Below are 14,097 nucleotides of genomic sequence, written 5' to 3' on the forward strand. Positions count from 1 at the left end.
GGATGCCGTTACACGACATCCGACCTTCCTGATTCCGACGTCGAGCGGACGGGCGGGAAGCGCCGTCCGCTCGACGAGGGGGTGTTACGCCTGAGCGTCCTCGCCGCGGAACGGGAAGCCGAGGTGGCGCAGGAGTGCGCGGCCCTCGTCGTCCGTCTTGGCGTTGGTGACGATCGTGATGTCGAATCCGCGGACGCGGTCGATCTTGTCCTGGTTGATCTCGTGGAACACAGCCTGCTCCTGGAGACCGAACGTGTAGTTGCCGTGGCCGTCGAACTGCTTGGGCGACAGACCGCGGAAGTCGCGGATGCGGGGCAGCGCGAGGTTCACGAGGCGATCCACGAACTCCCAGGCACGGTCGCCGCGCAGCGTGACGTGCGCGCCGATCGGCTGTCCCTCACGCAGCTTGAACTGCGCGATCGACTTGCGGGCCTTCGTGACGAGGGGCTTCTGCCCCGTGATCTTGGTGAGGTCGTCGACCGCACCATCGATCACCTTGCTGTCACGCGCGGCCTCACCGACACCGGTGTTGACGACGACCTTCACGAGACCGGGGATCTGCATGACGTTCGCGTAGCCGAACTCGTCCTGCAGCTGCTTCTTGATCTCGTTGTGGTACTTCTGCTTCAGGCGCGGCTGGATCTTGCCAGCCGGCGCAGCAGTCGAAGTGCTCATATTCAGAGGTCCTTGCCTGACTTCTTCGCGTAGCGCACACGGACCGTGCGCTTGACGCCGTCCTTCGTCTGCTCCTCGACGCGGTGGCCGACACGGGTCGGCTTCTTGGTCGAGGGGTCGACGAGTGCGACGTTGGAGATGTGGATCGGGGCTTCCATCGTCTCGATGCCGCCCGTCTTGGTGCCGCGCTGGGTCTGGCCGACACGGCTGTGCTTCGTGACGTAGTTGACGCCCTCGACGATCACGCGGTTCTGCTCGGAAAGGACCTCGAGGACCTTGCCCTGCTTGCCGCGGTAACCGCCCTTGTCCTGCTTCTTGCCGTTGATGACCTGAACCAGGTCACCCTTCTTGATCTTGGCCATGGGGTCAGATCACCTCCGGTGCGAGCGAGACGATCTTCATGAACTTCTTGTCGCGAAGCTCACGACCGACCGGGCCGAAGATACGGGTGCCGCGGGGCTCCCCGTCGGTCTTCAGGATGACGGCGGCGTTCTCGTCGAACTTGATGTACGACCCGTCGGGACGGCGGGTCTCCTTCTTGGTACGGACGACGACCGCCTTGACGACGTCGCCCTTCTTGACGTTGCCGCCCGGGATCGCGTCCTTGACCGTGGCGACGATGATGTCACCCAGGCCCGCGTAGCGCCGGTTGGAGCCGCCGAGCACACGGATGGTGAGCAGCTCCTTCGCACCGGTGTTGTCGGCGACCTTGAGGCGGGATTCGTTCTGAATCACTTGTTACTCCTTGGGTTCCAAGAAGGCCGAAGCCTTACTTGGCCTTCTCGAGGATCTCGACCAGGCGCCAACGCTTGGTGGCGCTCAGCGGGCGGGTCTCGTTGATGAGGACGAGGTCGCCGATACCGGCAGTGTTGCCCTCGTCGTGCGCCTTGACCTTGGACGTGCGACGGATGACCTTGCCGTAGAGGGGGTGCTTTACGCGGTCCTCGACCTCGACGACGATCGTCTTGTCCATCTTGTCGCTCACGACGTAGCCACGACGCGACTTGCGGTAACCGCGAGCGGCCTCGTCACGGACGTCGTTCGCCGCGTGCTCGTGGCCCGCGACCGCGGCCTCTTCAGCCTTCTTGGTGGCCATCACTCAGCCTCTTCCTTGGTGGCCTCGTCGGCGGCATCCGCCTTCTTGGCCTTCGTCTTGGTCTTCTTCGTCGCCGTCTCGAGCGGCGCGGGCGTGGCACGGATGCCGAGCTCGCGCTCCCGGATGACGGTGTAGAGCCGCGCGATGTCGCGCTTCACGGCGCGGATGCGGCCGTGGCTCTCGAGCTGGCCGGTGGCCGACTGGAAGCGCAGGTTGAACAGCTCTTCCTTGGCCTTGCGCAGCTCCTCGACGAGACGCTGGTCTTCGAACGTGTCGAGCTCGCTCGGGGCGAGCGTCTTGGTGCCGATCGCCATTACGCGTCGCCCTCCTCGCGCTTGATGATGCGTGCCTTGAGAGGCAGCTTGTGGATTGCACGGGTCAGGGCCTCACGAGCGAGTTCCTCGTTGACGCCGGCGACCTCGAAGAGGACGCGACCCGGCTTGACGTTTGCGACCCACCACTCCGGCGAGCCCTTACCCGAACCCATGCGGGTTTCGGCGGGCTTCTTCGTGAGGGGACGGTCGGGGTAGATGTTAATCCACACCTTGCCGCCACGCTTGATGTGACGCGTCATGGCGATACGAGCGGACTCGATCTGACGGTTCGTCACGTACGCGGGCGTGAGCGCCTGGATGCCGAACTCACCGAACGACACCGTGGTGCCACCGGTGGCCTGACCCGAGCGGCCCGGGTGGTGCTGCTTGCGGTACTTGACCTTGCGGGGAATAAGCATTACGCCGGTGCTCCTTCTGCGACGGGGGCCTCGTTGCGGGGGCCACGGCGCGGGCGGTCGTCACGACGACGGTCCGACTTCGGGGCGTTCGCCTGCTCGCGGGCCAACTCCTTGTTGGTGAGGTCGCCCTTGTAGATCCAGACCTTGACGCCGATACGACCGAAGGTCGTCTTGGCCTCGTAGAAGCCGTAGTCGATGTTCGCGCGCAGCGTGTGCAGCGGCACACGACCCTCGCGGTAGAACTCCGAACGGCTCATCTCGGCGCCGCCGAGGCGGCCCGAGACCTGGATCCGGACGCCCTTGGCGCCGGCGCGCTGCGCGCCCTGCAGGCCCTTGCGCATCGCGCGGCGGAAAGCCACACGAGCGGAAAGCTGCTCGGCGATGCCCTGGGCGACGAGCTGAGCGTCAGCCTCGGGGTTCTTGACCTCGAGGATGTTCAGCTGGATCTGCTTGCCGGTGAGCTTCTCGAGGTCGGAGCGGATGCGCTCGGCCTCGGCGCCGCGGCGGCCGATCACGATGCCCGGGCGGGCAGTGTGGATGTCGACACGCACACGGTCACGCGTGCGCTCGATCTCGATGTTGCTGACGCCGGCACGATCCAGGTTCTTCTGCAGAAGCTTGCGGATCTTGATGTCCTCGGCGACGTAGTCGGCGTAGCGCTGGCCCGGCTTCGTCGAGTCCGAGAACCACCGCGACACGTGGTCCGTGGTAATGCCGAGGCGGAAGCCGTACGGGTTGACTTTCTGGCCCATTACTTGCTCGCCTTCTTGCTCTTAGCGGGGGCAGCGGCCGTCTCGGCCACCTCGGGGGTCGAGAGCACGACCGTGATGTGGCTCGTGCGCTTCTTGATCTGGAACGCCCGACCCTGTGCACGAGGCTGGAAACGCTTGAGCGTCGTTCCCTCGTCGACGTACGCGTTGGCCACGTACAGGTCCTGCTCATCCAGGAACTCGCCGTCCTTGTCGGCCTTCACGCGAGCGTTCGCGATCGCCGCTGCGACGAGCTTGTAGATCGGCTCACTGGCACTCTGGGGTGCGAACTTCAGGATGGCGAGAGCCTCCTGAGCCTGCTTGCCCTTGATGAGAGCGACGACACGGCGAGCCTTCTGAGGGGTCACGCGGATGTGCTTCACGCGTGCGATGGAATCCACCATTGCTTCTCCTCCTATCTCTGCTTCCAGGAACGCCCCCGCGTCAGCGGCGGCGGCCCTTCTTGTCGTCCTTCACGTGGCCGCGGAAGGTGCGGGTGGGGGCGAATTCGCCCAACTTGTGACCGACCATGGTCTCGCTCACGAACACAGGGATGTGCTTGCGACCGTCGTGCACCGCGATCGTGTGGCCGAGCATGGCCGGCACGATCATGGAGCGACGTGACCAGGTCTTGATGACGTTCTTGGAACCGGCTTCGTTCTGGACGACGACCTTGCGAAGCAGGTGCTCGTCGACGAAGGGGCCCTTCTTAAGGCTGCGAGGCATCTTCCTCTACTCCTACTTGCGCTTCTTGCCGGCGTTGCGACGACGGACGATGTACTTGTCGCTTTCCTTGTTGGCGTGGCGGGTGCGACCCTCAGCCTGGCCCCAAGGAGTGACGGGGTGACGGCCACCGGACGTCTTGCCCTCACCACCACCGTGCGGGTGATCGACGGGGTTCATGGCGACACCACGGACGGTCGGGCGGATGCCCTTCCAGCGGTTACGGCCGGCCTTGCCCCAGTTGATGTTGGACTGTTCCGCGTTGCCCACCTCGCCGACGGTCGCGCGGCAGCGCGCGTCGACGTTGCGAATCTCGCCCGAGGGCAGACGCAGCTGGGCGTAGGGGCCGTCCTTCGCCACGAGGCGAACCGACACACCCGCCGAGCGGGCCAGCTTGGCGCCGCCGCCGGGACGGAGCTCGATCGCGTGGATCACGGTACCCGTGGGGATGTTGCGCAGCGGCAGGTTGTTGCCGGGCTTGATGTCAGCACCGGCACCCGACTCGACGATGTCACCCTGCGACAGCTTGTTCGGCGCGATGATGTAGCGCTTCTCGCCGTCCGCGTAGTGCAGGAGCGCGATGCGCGCCGTGCGGTTGGGGTCGTACTCGATGTGAGCGACCTTCGCGTCGATACCGTCCTTGTCGTTGCGACGGAAGTCGATGACGCGGTACTGGCGCTTGTGTCCACCACCGATGTGGCGGGTCGTGATGCGGCCCTGGTTGTTGCGTCCACCGGTCTTGGACAGCGGGCGAAGGAGGGACTTCTCGGGCGTCGATCGGGTGATCTCAGCGAAGTCCGCCACCGACGAGCCGCGGCGACCCGGGGTCGTGGGCTTGTACTTGCGAATAGCCATGTTCTCTAGTCCTCTATCCCGACCGTCAGCCGACTGCCGTGAAGATGTCGATGGTGCCCGACTTGAGCGTCACGATGGCGCGCTTGGTGTCCTTGCGCTTGCCGGTGCCGAAGCGGGTGCGGCGCGCCTTACCGACGCGGTTAATCGTGTTGACCGCAGCGACCTTGACGCCGAAGATCTTCTCGATGGCGAGCTTGATCTCGGTCTTGGACGCGCGCGGGTCAACGAGGAAGGTGTACTTGCCCTCGTCGATCAGTCCGTAGCTCTTCTCGGAGACGACGGGCTTCAGGATGATGTCGCGCGGGTCCTTGTTGACTGCGCTCTGCAGGGCGTTGTCGGCGCTCATGCCGAGACCTCCTCAGTGGCCGCCTTCGACGCGACGAACGCGTCGAACGCAGGCTTGGTGAAGACGATGTCGTCGGAGACGATCACGTCGTAGGCGTTCAGCTGGTCGAAGTACAGCACGTGGACGTACGAGAGGTTGCGGACGCTCAGGATGCTGAGGTCGTCGTCGCGGTCGATGACCACGAGGACGTTCTTGACGGCGCCGAACGCGGTCAGCACGGCCGCTGCGGCCTTCGTCGAAGGAGCGCCCTCGATACCGAAGGAGTCGACGACGTGCAGACGCTCGCCCCGGGCACGATCGCTGAGGGCTCCGAGGAGCGCTGCGGCGATCATCTTCTTGGGGGTGCGCTGCGAGTAGTCGCGCGGCTTGGGGCCGTGGACGATGCCACCACCGGTCATGTGCGGCGCACGGATCGAGCCCTGACGGGCGTTACCCGTGCCCTTCTGCTTGAAGGGCTTGCGGCCGGCACCGGAGACCTCACCGCGACGCTTGGTCGAGTGGGTGCCCTGGCGAGCCGCCGCGCGCTGCGCGACGACGACCTGGTGGATCAGCGGGATGTTCGTCTTGACGTCGAAGAGGGACGCAGGCAGCTGGACGGAACCAGCAGCCGAGCCGTCGGCCTTGCGGACGTCGAGCGCGAGAGTCGAGTCAGCCATGATCAGGCACCCTTCACTGCGTTGCGGACGTAGACGATGCGGCCACGTGCCCCGGGGACGGCGCCCTTGACGAGCAGCAGACCCTTCTCGGCATCGACGGCGTGCACCGTGAGGTTGAGGACGGTCACGCGCTCGCCACCCATACGGCCGGCCATGCGCATGCCCTTGAAGACGCGGCTCGGGGTCGACGATGCGCCGATCGAGCCGGGCTTGCGGTGGTTGCGGTGCGCACCGTGCGAAGCGGAGACGCCCTTGAAGTTGTGGCGCTTCATGACACCCGCGGTGCCCTTGCCCTTGCTGGTGCCGACGACGTCGACGAGCTGGCCGGCTTCGAAGGTCGCATCGACGGTCAGTTCCTGACCGAGCGAGTAGTCACCGGCATCCGCTGTGCGGATCTCGGTGAGGTGACGGCGGGGCGTGACGCCTGCCGCTTCGAAGTGAGCCGTCTGGGGCTTGTTGACCTTGCGGGGGTCGATCTGGCCGTAGGCGACCTGGACGGCGTTGTAGCCGTCCTTCTCGGGGGTACGGACCTGGGTCACGACGTTGGGCGCGACCTCGATCACGGTGACGGGAACGAGCTTGCCGTTCTCATCCCAGACCTGAGTCATGCCGAGCTTCGTGCCGAGGAGGCCCTTGGAAATCTTGGAGTTGATGTCAGCCATGTCGAACCTCAGAGCTTGATCTCGATGTTGACGTCGGCCGGGAGGTCGAGACGCATCAGCGAGTCCACCGCCTTGGGCGTCGGATCGATGATGTCGATCAGACGCTTGTGGGTGCGCATCTCGAAGTGCTCGCGGCTGTCCTTGTACTTGTGGGGGGAACGGATCACGGCGATCACGTTCTTCTCCGTCGGAAGCGGCACGGGGCCGACGACCGTTGCGCCCGCACGGGTCACGGTGTCGACGATCTTCCGTGCCGACGAGTCGATGACCTCGTGGTCGTACGACTTCAGGCGAATGCGGATCTTCTGTCCCGCCATCTGATCACTCTCTTTCCGCGTCATACCTCTCGGGCATCGGACGCACACGGCGCATCGCGTCTGCGATGTGCCTGGGCACTTCGTCCGGGCTCTCACCCGATCTGCTGCACCACTGTTCTCGTGTCAAGCCGGATGCCGCGGCACCCGGTTCCGCGATCCCCCGCGCACGCGGACGTGAGCACCCTTGCGGGTTCGAGGATCTGGAGGTCTTGTTCTGCTGCCCGCGGCCTAGACGCCTGCGCTTTCGCGCCGCCTATGCACTGCCCTGGCAGTGATCCAGCACGCACAATGAAGGCACGCCGGAATGTGGAACCTCAACAGTCTACGTGCAGCCCGGGCGTGTCGCAAACCCGGGCGTGTCGCGCGTCGCGCGGACCACCTCGAGGCGCCTCGAGGTGGATGAGGGCGGGCATTGGGGGACACCGCCCTCATCCACGCTCAGAGCGGTGCCGGAGGGCGGGCGGACGATCGGCGTACGCACGGACCTGCTGCGACGCGCGAGTGCGCGGAACGTCGGCAGCGATCCATGTGCCTTCCCCAGACTCGATACCCGCGCGCATCCCTCTGCACGCCCGGCCGTCCCCCTCGCGTCGATTCGACCCCAGTCGCGACGGAGGATTGCGGCACTACGGCGACGGTAGACCCGGCCTGAGGGGTCGTCAACACCCGCAGACACCACATGGCACAGGTCGGACGACCGCGTCACGGATCGCCTCTCGCGGACGAGCCGCGCCCTGACGCCGGGTCGGTCAGACCGCGCGAGCGAGCAGGACGGCGCGGAGTGCTGCGACGCCGGCCGCGGCATCCGGAAGGTCGACGTGCTCAGCGGGTGAGTGCGACACCCCCGTGACATTGCGGACGAGGATCATGGCGGTGGGGATGCCTGCGAGGGCCATGACTCCGGCGTCGTGGCCGGCGCCGGAGGGCAGCCGCGGAAGGGTCCGCCCGACCGCCGCGTCGATGGACTCCGCGAGTTCCGTGTCGAACGACACGACGGGCGTCCAGCTCTCCTCGATCGCGGGCCGGCCCATGCGTTCCGCGACCTGTCCCGTGAGTGCGCGTACGCGTTCCGCATCGGCACCCCGAGCGTCGACCCACAGTCGCGCGAGCGACGCGATCGCGTTGACCGCGCCCGGCTCGACATCGACGCGACCGACGGTGGCGAGGACGCCGAGTTCTTCGGCCGCCTCGCGCACCGCGACGATCCCCCGCGCCATATGCAGGACGGGATCGCTCCGGTCGGCCAGCGGGGTCGTCCCGGCGTGGTTGGCGACACCCGGAAGGTCGAACCGCCACCGCCCGTGCGGCCAGATCTGCGTCGCGAGACCCAGCGGCTCTCCGAGCGAGATGAGCCCTTCGGCACGCTCGACGTGAGCGACGGGCAGATGCCCCTGTTCGACGTGCACCTCGACGAACTCCCCGATGCGGGCGAGACGATCGCGGTCTGCACCCACGTGTTCGGGCGCATGCCCGTGGGCACGGAGCACTTCGGCGAGCGACGTGCCCGTGGCATCCGTCAGTCCGAGAGCGTGCTGCGGCGCGAGGGTTCCCGTCATGAGTCGCGAGCCCAGGCAGGCCGTTCCGAAGCGCGAGCCCTCCTCGTCGGAGAACGCCACGATCGCGATCGGTCGGCGCGGACGCATGCCGGATGCCACGAGCTCAGCGACGGCGGCGAATGCCGCAGCCACCCCGAGCGGCCCGTCCCACAACCCGCCCTCGGGCACGCTGTCCAGGTGCGAACCGCAGACGAATGCCGTTCCCGGAAGGTCGGCGCGCCACCACGCCCACAGATTGCCGTTCCGGTCGGTCTCCACGTCGAGTCCGATGTCTTCGGCGCGGGCGACGAACCACTCGCGCGCCGCGAGCTCCGCATCCGACCAGGCGAAGCGGTTGTAGCCGCCCGTCGTGCGACTTCGCCCGACGTCAGCCAACTCGGCGAGGATGTCGCGCGGTACTGACGTCGTCGATGTCATCGGCTTCCTTCCGGAGGGACTCGCTCACAAGTCAACCCCGGACACCGCGCCGCTCGACATCCGCCGCCTCCGCCCCCGTCTGGCATCCCAGACATTTGCCGAAGCACTCGCTTGTCGCAAAGGCCGACCTCGCGGCATCCCACCCCACCATTCAAGACACCTGAACGAGAGAAGGGGCGGACCGGCGTCAGCCGGGTCCGCCCCTCGAGATCGGGGTGCTACTTCGCGTCGTTGCCGATGGCCTTGTCGATGTTGTCGCGGACGCCGTCGACGTGCTCGTCGACGCTGTCGGGAGCCACCTTCTTGACGAACTCGGCCGCCGCATCGAGCACCTTGTCGCTGACATCCTCGGCCTGATCGCTCTTCAGCGCGTCACCGATCTTGTCCTTGTTCTGATCGAGGAACTGCTTCCCCTGATTCACGAGATCATCGATGCCCATGTGGTCCCCTTCGTCGCGGTACGGGTAGGCCACCCGCAGCACCATTCTGGAGCGTAGGACCTCATCGTGGTAGGGCGGAAATACAGAACGCCCCCGGCGCAGGGCCGGGGGCGTTCTGATGCGATGGAAAGGAGGTGACGCGTGTGGTCGAGATCTCGATACGCCGCCTGAGGCGGCTACTCGATCTAGAGCCGACTCACATCAACCCCGCTTCGCGGCATTGATCCGAGTCGCCTCTACTTCAGGATCTTCGTGACCGTGCCGGCGCCGACGGTGCGGCCACCCTCACGGATCGCGTAGCCGAGGCCCTCTTCCATAGCGATCGGCTGGATGAGCTCGACCGTCATGTCGGTGGTGTCGCCGGGCATGACCATCTCGGTGCCCTCGGGCAGCGTGATGACGCCGGTGACGTCGGTGGTACGGAAGTAGAACTGCGGACGGTAGTTCGTGAAGAACGGGTTGTGACGGCCGCCCTCTTCCTTGGACAGGATGTACGCCGTGCCCTCGAAGTTGGTGTGCGGGGTGACCGAACCGGGCTTCACGACGACCTGGCCGCGCTCGACGTCGTCACGCTTGGTGCCACGAAGGAGCAGACCACAGTTCTCGCCGGCCCACGCCTCGTCGAGCTGCTTGTGGAACATCTCGATACCGGTGACGATCGTCTTCTGCGTCGGGCGCAGACCCACGATCTCGACCTCCGAGTTGATCGCGAGCGTGCCGCGCTCGGCGCGACCCGTCACGACGGTGCCACGACCGGTGATCGTGAAGACGTCCTCGACGGGCATGAGGAACGGCTTGTCCTTGTCACGCACGGGGTCGGGGATCGACTCGTCGACGGCTTCCATGAGCTCGACGATCTTCTCGACCCACTCGGCGTCGCCCTCGAGAGCCTTGAGGCCCGAGACGCGGACGACGGGAGCGTTGTCGCCATCGAAGTCCTGCGACGACAGAAGCTCGCGAACCTCGAGCTCGACGAGCTCCAGGATCTCTTCGTCGTCGACCATGTCGGACTTGTTCAGCGCGACGAGCAGGTAGGGAACGCCGACCTGCTTGGCGAGCAGAACGTGCTCACGCGTCTGAGCCATCGGGCCGTCAGTGGCCGCGACGACCAGGATTGCGCCGTCCATCTGGGCGGCACCCGTGATCATGTTCTTGATGTAGTCGGCGTGACCGGGCGCATCGACGTGCGCGTAGTGACGCTTGGGGGTCTCGTACTCGACGTGCGAGATGTTGATCGTGATACCGCGCTGACGCTCTTCGGGAGCGGAGTCGATCGACGCGAAGTCGCGCTGAACGTTGGTGGCCGACGGGTACTTGTCGGCGAGCACCTTCGAGATCGCGGCGGTGAGCGTGGTCTTGCCGTGGTCGACGTGACCGATCGTTCCGATGTTCACGTGCGGCTTGGTCCGCTCGAACTTGGCCTTAGCCACTGGGTCCTCCTCAGGACGGTCGTGTAGAAGTTCCGGGCACTGGTTTGCGACCGGTTCTCTACGGGGATTTGTCCAGCTTACTGTCTCGATGCGTCACATACTGCGGCGGCTGTGAGAGACCTGCGCTGGGCTGGTGTCGGTGTGAAGTTGTACTTTTCGGATGCCGGGAGCCGGAGCCCCCGGCATCCTCAGGGCTTACTACTCGCCCTTGGTCTTCTGGACGATTTCGTCCATCACGTTGCGCGGGACCTCGGCGTAGCTGTCGAACTCCATGGAGTAGACGGCGCGGCCGGAGGTCTTCGAACGCAGGTCGCCGATGTAGCCGAACATCTCGGAAAGGGGCACGTTGGCACGCACGACCTTGACGCCGGCGGCGTCCTCCATCGACTGGATCTGTCCACGACGCGAGTTCAGGTCGCCGATGACATCACCCATATACTCCTCGGGCGTACGCACCTCGACGGCCATGATCGGCTCGAGGATGACGGGGTTCGCGCGGCGGACGGCCTCCTTGAAGCCCATCGAACCGGCGATCTTGAACGCCATTTCGGACGAGTCGACGTCGTGCGACGCACCATCGAGCAGGATCGCCTTGACGCCCACCATGGGGTAGCCGGCGAGGACGCCGACGTTCATGGCGTCCTGGAAGCCCTGATCGGTGGGGCTGATGTACTCGCGCGGGATACGGCCACCGGTGACCTTGTTCTCGAACTCGTACGTCTTGTCGGCCGTGACCTCGAGAGGCTCGATCGTGAACTGGATCTTGGCGAACTGACCCGATCCACCCGTCTGCTTCTTGTGGGTGTAATCGTGCTTCTCGACGGCCTTGCGGATCGTCTCGCGGTAGGCCACCTGGGGCTTTCCGACGTTCGCCTCGACCTTGAACTCGCGCTTCATGCGGTCCACGAGGATGTCGAGGTGCAGCTCGCCCATGCCCCGGATGACCGTCTGACCGGTCTCGGAGTTCTGCTCGACGCGGAACGTCGGGTCTTCTTCGGCGAGCTTCTGGATCGCAAGACCCAGCTTCTCCTGGTCGGCCTTCGTCTTGGGCTCGATGGCGACCTCGATGACCGGCTCGGGGAACGTCATCGACTCGAGGACGACCTGGTTCTGCGAGTCGGAGAGCGTGTCACCCGTCGTCGTGTCCTTGAGACCGATGACGGCGTAGATGTGACCCGCCGTGACCGAATCGACCGGCATCTCCTTGTTGGCGTGCATCTGGAAGATCTTCCCGATGCGCTCCTTCTTGCCCTTCGTCGCGTTGACGACCTGGGCACCCGAGTCGAGGTGACCCGAGTAGACGCGGATGTAGGTCAGACGGCCGAAGAACGGGTGCGTCACGATCTTGAACGCGAGGGCCGCGAAGGGCTCTTCACGGTCGGCGTGGCGCTCGATGATGATCTCTTCGTTCTTGGGGTCCTTCGCCTCGATGGCGGGGACGTCGAGCGGCGACGGCAGGTAGTCGACGACCGCGTCGAGCATGGGCTGCACACCGCGGTTCTTGAACGCCGAGCCGCACAGCACGGGGTAGAGCTCCGAGTTGATCGTCATCTTGCGGATGGCGGCCTTGATCTCGGCGACCGTCAGGGGCTCGCCACCGAAGTGCTTCTCGAGAAGCTCTTCGTCGGACTCGGCGACCGTCTCGAGAAGGATCTCGCGGTACTCCGCAGCCTTGTCGGCGAGGTCGGCCGGGATCTCCTGGATCTCGTACTTGGCACCCATCGTGACGTCACCCTTGGCATCGCCGGGCCACACGAGGGCGCGCATCTCGACGAGGTCGACGACGCCGACGAAGTCGCTCTCGGAGCCGATCGGAAGCTGGAGGACGAGCGGCTTGGCCTTCAGGCGGTTGACGATCGTGTCGACAGTGAAGTAGAAGTCGGCACCGAGCTTGTCCATCTTGTTGACGAAGCAGATGCGCGGCACGTCGTACTTGTCGGCCTGACGCCACACGGTCTCGGACTGGGGCTCGACGCCCTCCTTGCCGTCGAAGACCGCGACAGCGCCGTCGAGGACGCGGAGCGAACGCTCGACCTCGACGGTGAAGTCGACGTGGCCGGGGGTGTCGATGATGTTGATCTGGTTCTTGTCCCAGAAGCAGGTCACGGCGGCAGACGTGATCGTGATGCCGCGCTCCTGCTCCTGCTCCATCCAGTCGGTCGTGGCCGCACCGTCGTGCGTCTCACCGATCTTGTGGTTGACGCCCGTGTAGAACAGGATGCGCTCGGTCGTCGTCGTCTTGCCGGCATCGATGTGCGCCATGATGCCGATGTTGCGGACCTTGTTGAGGTCGGTGAGCACTTCTTGTGCCACGGGGTGTCTTCCTTACGTGTGGATTCGGGTGTGCAGCCCTCGACCGGGCTCGGGGTGCGGAGCAGAGTCCGCGCCCCGAGCCGATCGGGAGTCTTACCAGCGGTAGTGAGCGAACGCCCGGTTCGACTCGGCCATCTTGTGGGTGTCTTCACGGCGCTTGACCGCGGCACCCAGGCCGTTCGAGGCGTCGAGGATCTCGTTCTGCAGGCGCTCGGTCATCGTCTTCTCACGACGACCCTTCGCGTAGCTCACGAGCCAGCGGAGCGCCAGCGTGTTGGCGCGGTGAGGCTTGACCTCGACCGGCACCTGGTAGGTGGAGCCACCGACGCGGCGCGACTTGACCTCGAGGGTCGGGCGCACGTTGTCGAGGGCCTTCTTGAGCGTCGCGACGGCGTCCTGGCCGTTCTTCGTCTCGACACCGCGGAGGGCGTCGTAGACGATCGACTCGGCGAGCGACTTCTTGCCGTCGACGAGGATCTTGTTCACGAGCTGCGTGACGATGGGTGCGCCGTAGACCGGGTCGTTGACGACGGGGCGCTTCGGGGCGGGTCCCTTACGAGGCATCTAACTCAACCCTTCTTCGCGCCGTAGCGGCTGCGAGCCTGCTTACGGTTCTTGACAGCCTGCGTGTCGAGCGCACCGCGCACGATCTTGTAGCGGACACCCGGGAGGTCCTTCACACGACCGCCACGGACGAGCACGAGCGAGTGCTCCTGAAGGTTGTGGCCTTCACCGGGGATGTACGCGGTGACCTCGGTGCCGTTGCGGAGCTTGACACGGGCGACCTTGCGCATCGCCGAGTTGGGCTTCTTGGGCGTGGTCGTGTACACGCGGGTGCAGACTCCCGCCTGCTGCGGGTTCGCCTTGAGCGCCGGCGCCTTGGTCTTCGAGACCTTGGGCGAGCGACCCTTGCGAACCAACTGCTGAATGGTTGGCACGTTCTCTCCTTGTTGTTCTGCACGGATTCTCGGTTCCGTACAGGTGCTGCACGGTGACAGCGTTCGTGTCTCCCCCGCCGCATCCGAATCTTTCGATTCGTGACGCCGCGGGCTCACATTCATCCACCGCGCGGAAGAATGATCCGACGCGCTTCGAGTGGTGGATATGCCGTGGGGGTGGACTGTTCGCA

General features: G+C 65.5%; 20 protein-coding genes. All 20 read right to left on the minus strand.

The genetic code is table 11. The annotated features are described in order from the left end of the window. Nucleotides 1-84 precede the first annotated feature (84 nt). Entirely contained in the window at nucleotides 85-675 is a 591-nt protein-coding gene (rplE, locus tag FBY39_RS00890) for a 50S ribosomal protein L5 (RefSeq protein ID WP_141929801.1), read from the minus strand. Nucleotides 676-677: 2 nt separating this feature from the next. Further along, on the minus strand, nucleotides 678-1,037 hold the full coding sequence (rplX, locus tag FBY39_RS00895; protein ID WP_141929802.1) for a 50S ribosomal protein L24: 360 nt from the start codon (nucleotides 1,035-1,037) through the stop codon (nucleotides 678-680). Nucleotides 1,038-1,041: 4 nt separating this feature from the next. Continuing rightward, on the minus strand, nucleotides 1,042-1,410 hold the full coding sequence (gene rplN, locus FBY39_RS00900; RefSeq protein ID WP_141929803.1) for a 50S ribosomal protein L14: 369 nt from the start codon (nucleotides 1,408-1,410) through the stop codon (nucleotides 1,042-1,044). A gap of 34 nt (nucleotides 1,411-1,444) precedes the next feature. After that, nucleotides 1,445-1,771: a 30S ribosomal protein S17 gene (rpsQ, locus tag FBY39_RS00905; protein WP_141929804.1), complete on the minus strand. Its 327-nt coding sequence runs from the start codon at nucleotides 1,769-1,771 to the stop codon at nucleotides 1,445-1,447. After that, on the minus strand, nucleotides 1,771-2,085 hold the full coding sequence (gene rpmC, locus FBY39_RS00910; RefSeq protein ID WP_141929805.1) for a 50S ribosomal protein L29: 315 nt from the start codon (nucleotides 2,083-2,085) through the stop codon (nucleotides 1,771-1,773). Before rpmC ends, rpsQ begins: the two co-directional genes overlap by 1 nt. Then, nucleotides 2,085-2,504, minus strand: coding sequence for a 50S ribosomal protein L16 (gene rplP, locus FBY39_RS00915; protein WP_013584008.1), 420 nt, complete (start codon nucleotides 2,502-2,504; stop codon nucleotides 2,085-2,087). The genes rpmC and rplP overlap by 1 nt, the downstream gene beginning before the upstream one ends. Beyond that, nucleotides 2,504-3,256, minus strand: a complete 753-nt coding sequence (gene rpsC / locus FBY39_RS00920; RefSeq protein ID WP_141929806.1) for a 30S ribosomal protein S3 — start codon at nucleotides 3,254-3,256, stop codon at nucleotides 2,504-2,506. The genes rplP and rpsC overlap by 1 nt, the downstream gene beginning before the upstream one ends. Further along, a complete protein-coding gene (gene rplV / locus FBY39_RS00925) occupies nucleotides 3,256-3,657 on the minus strand; it encodes a 50S ribosomal protein L22 (RefSeq protein WP_141929807.1) in 402 nt (133 codons plus the stop codon). The genes rpsC and rplV overlap by 1 nt, the downstream gene beginning before the upstream one ends. A 40-nt stretch (nucleotides 3,658-3,697) precedes the next feature. Next, nucleotides 3,698-3,979 carry a 30S ribosomal protein S19 gene (gene rpsS, locus FBY39_RS00930; RefSeq protein ID WP_141929808.1) on the minus strand — a complete coding sequence of 94 codons (282 nt, stop codon included), beginning with the start codon at nucleotides 3,977-3,979 and terminating at the stop codon, nucleotides 3,698-3,700. Between the two features lie 12 nt (nucleotides 3,980-3,991). After that, on the minus strand, nucleotides 3,992-4,831 hold the full coding sequence (gene rplB / locus FBY39_RS00935; protein ID WP_141929809.1) for a 50S ribosomal protein L2: 840 nt from the start codon (nucleotides 4,829-4,831) through the stop codon (nucleotides 3,992-3,994). A gap of 25 nt (nucleotides 4,832-4,856) precedes the next feature. Further along, nucleotides 4,857-5,177: a 50S ribosomal protein L23 gene (gene rplW / locus FBY39_RS00940; protein ID WP_141929810.1), complete on the minus strand. Its 321-nt coding sequence runs from the start codon at nucleotides 5,175-5,177 to the stop codon at nucleotides 4,857-4,859. Continuing rightward, nucleotides 5,174-5,833 (minus strand): 50S ribosomal protein L4, encoded by a 660-nt coding sequence (gene rplD, locus FBY39_RS00945; RefSeq protein ID WP_141929811.1) that lies wholly within the window; start codon nucleotides 5,831-5,833, stop codon nucleotides 5,174-5,176. The genes rplW and rplD overlap by 4 nt, the downstream gene beginning before the upstream one ends. Before the next feature lie 2 nt (nucleotides 5,834-5,835). Beyond that, a complete protein-coding gene (gene rplC / locus FBY39_RS00950; RefSeq protein ID WP_141929812.1) occupies nucleotides 5,836-6,495 on the minus strand; it encodes a 50S ribosomal protein L3 in 660 nt (219 codons plus the stop codon). Nucleotides 6,496-6,503: 8 nt separating this feature from the next. Further along, nucleotides 6,504-6,812 carry a 30S ribosomal protein S10 gene (gene rpsJ, locus FBY39_RS00955; protein WP_018171443.1) on the minus strand — a complete coding sequence of 103 codons (309 nt, stop codon included), beginning with the start codon at nucleotides 6,810-6,812 and terminating at the stop codon, nucleotides 6,504-6,506. Nucleotides 6,813-7,561: 749 nt separating this feature from the next. Next, the gene (locus FBY39_RS00960; RefSeq protein ID WP_141929813.1) at nucleotides 7,562-8,785 is read right to left on the minus strand and encodes an allantoate amidohydrolase; all 1,224 of its coding nucleotides are present in this window, start codon (nucleotides 8,783-8,785) and stop codon (nucleotides 7,562-7,564) included. Between the two features lie 218 nt (nucleotides 8,786-9,003). Further along, nucleotides 9,004-9,225: an Rv0909 family putative TA system antitoxin gene (locus FBY39_RS00965; RefSeq protein ID WP_141933769.1), complete on the minus strand. Its 222-nt coding sequence runs from the start codon at nucleotides 9,223-9,225 to the stop codon at nucleotides 9,004-9,006. 236 nt (nucleotides 9,226-9,461) lie between these two features. Beyond that, nucleotides 9,462-10,655: an elongation factor Tu gene (tuf, locus tag FBY39_RS00970; RefSeq protein ID WP_141929814.1), complete on the minus strand. Its 1,194-nt coding sequence runs from the start codon at nucleotides 10,653-10,655 to the stop codon at nucleotides 9,462-9,464. Between the two features lie 198 nt (nucleotides 10,656-10,853). Then, nucleotides 10,854-12,968 carry an elongation factor G gene (gene fusA, locus FBY39_RS00975; protein WP_141929815.1) on the minus strand — a complete coding sequence of 705 codons (2,115 nt, stop codon included), beginning with the start codon at nucleotides 12,966-12,968 and terminating at the stop codon, nucleotides 10,854-10,856. Between the two features lie 93 nt (nucleotides 12,969-13,061). Beyond that, nucleotides 13,062-13,532, minus strand: coding sequence for a 30S ribosomal protein S7 (gene rpsG, locus FBY39_RS00980; RefSeq protein WP_141929816.1), 471 nt, complete (start codon nucleotides 13,530-13,532; stop codon nucleotides 13,062-13,064). 5 nt (nucleotides 13,533-13,537) lie between these two features. After that, a complete protein-coding gene (gene rpsL, locus FBY39_RS00985; protein WP_018171438.1) occupies nucleotides 13,538-13,906 on the minus strand; it encodes a 30S ribosomal protein S12 in 369 nt (122 codons plus the stop codon). Nucleotides 13,907-14,097 lie beyond the last annotated feature (191 nt).

It is taken from the genome of Microbacterium sp. SLBN-146 (assembly GCF_006715145.1).
GTDB lineage: Bacteria > Actinomycetota > Actinomycetes > Actinomycetales > Microbacteriaceae > Microbacterium.

What these genes read in the sequence shown, in the direction of transcription:
- rplE (WP_141929801.1), bottom strand. Translation starts at nt 675, where the DNA reads ATGAGCACTTCGACTGCTGCGCCGGCTGGCAAGATCCAGCCGCGCCTG.
- rplX (WP_141929802.1), bottom strand. Translation starts at nt 1,037, where the DNA reads ATGGCCAAGATCAAGAAGGGTGACCTGGTTCAGGTCATCAACGGCAAG.
- rpsQ (WP_141929804.1), bottom strand. Translation starts at nt 1,771, where the DNA reads ATGGCCACCAAGAAGGCTGAAGAGGCCGCGGTCGCGGGCCACGAGCAC.
- rpmC (WP_141929805.1), bottom strand. Translation starts at nt 2,085, where the DNA reads ATGGCGATCGGCACCAAGACGCTCGCCCCGAGCGAGCTCGACACGTTC.
- rplP (WP_013584008.1), bottom strand. Translation starts at nt 2,504, where the DNA reads ATGCTTATTCCCCGCAAGGTCAAGTACCGCAAGCAGCACCACCCGGGC.
- rpsC (WP_141929806.1), bottom strand. Translation starts at nt 3,256, where the DNA reads ATGGGCCAGAAAGTCAACCCGTACGGCTTCCGCCTCGGCATTACCACG.
- rplV (WP_141929807.1), bottom strand. Translation starts at nt 3,657, where the DNA reads ATGGTGGATTCCATCGCACGCGTGAAGCACATCCGCGTGACCCCTCAG.
- rpsS (WP_141929808.1), bottom strand. Translation starts at nt 3,979, where the DNA reads ATGCCTCGCAGCCTTAAGAAGGGCCCCTTCGTCGACGAGCACCTGCTT.
- rplB (WP_141929809.1), bottom strand. Translation starts at nt 4,831, where the DNA reads ATGGCTATTCGCAAGTACAAGCCCACGACCCCGGGTCGCCGCGGCTCG.
- rplW (WP_141929810.1), bottom strand. Translation starts at nt 5,177, where the DNA reads ATGAGCGCCGACAACGCCCTGCAGAGCGCAGTCAACAAGGACCCGCGC.
- rplD (WP_141929811.1), bottom strand. Translation starts at nt 5,833, where the DNA reads ATGGCTGACTCGACTCTCGCGCTCGACGTCCGCAAGGCCGACGGCTCG.
- rplC (WP_141929812.1), bottom strand. Translation starts at nt 6,495, where the DNA reads ATGGCTGACATCAACTCCAAGATTTCCAAGGGCCTCCTCGGCACGAAG.
- rpsJ (WP_018171443.1), bottom strand. Translation starts at nt 6,812, where the DNA reads ATGGCGGGACAGAAGATCCGCATTCGCCTGAAGTCGTACGACCACGAG.
- FBY39_RS00960 (WP_141929813.1), bottom strand. Translation starts at nt 8,785, where the DNA reads ATGACATCGACGACGTCAGTACCGCGCGACATCCTCGCCGAGTTGGCT.
- FBY39_RS00965 (WP_141933769.1), bottom strand. Translation starts at nt 9,225, where the DNA reads ATGGGCATCGATGATCTCGTGAATCAGGGGAAGCAGTTCCTCGATCAG.
- rpsG (WP_141929816.1), bottom strand. Translation starts at nt 13,532, where the DNA reads ATGCCTCGTAAGGGACCCGCCCCGAAGCGCCCCGTCGTCAACGACCCG.